Genomic DNA, 271 nt, shown 5'->3' on the forward strand with positions numbered 1-271 from the left:
AACTCTTTGACAGGCGAGACGCCTATCCCACAAGAGTTGTTGGAGAAGTCTAATAGAATGGTCCAAAAAACAAACTCTTTGACAGGCGAGACGCCTATCCCACAAGAGTTGTTGGAGAAGTCTAATAGAATGGTCCAAAAAACAAACTCTTTGACAGGCGAGACGCCTATCCCACAAGAGTTGTTGGAGAAGTCTAATAGAATGGTCCAAAAAACAAACTCTTTGACAGGCGAGACGCCTATCCCACAAGAGTTGTTGGAGAAGTCTAATA

Annotated in this window: 1 protein-coding gene; it reads left to right on the forward strand. The window is 43.5% G+C overall.

Annotated elements, in window-relative coordinates; all coding sequences use genetic code 11:
- Window positions 1–57: 57 nt before the first annotated feature.
- On the forward strand, window positions 58–271 hold a 214-nt coding region (locus MiSe_RS50235; protein WP_226595110.1), incomplete at its 3' end, for a hypothetical protein.

It is taken from the genome of Microseira wollei NIES-4236 (assembly GCF_020521235.1).
Taxonomy (GTDB): domain Bacteria; phylum Cyanobacteriota; class Cyanobacteriia; order Cyanobacteriales; family Aerosakkonemataceae; genus Microseira; species Microseira wollei.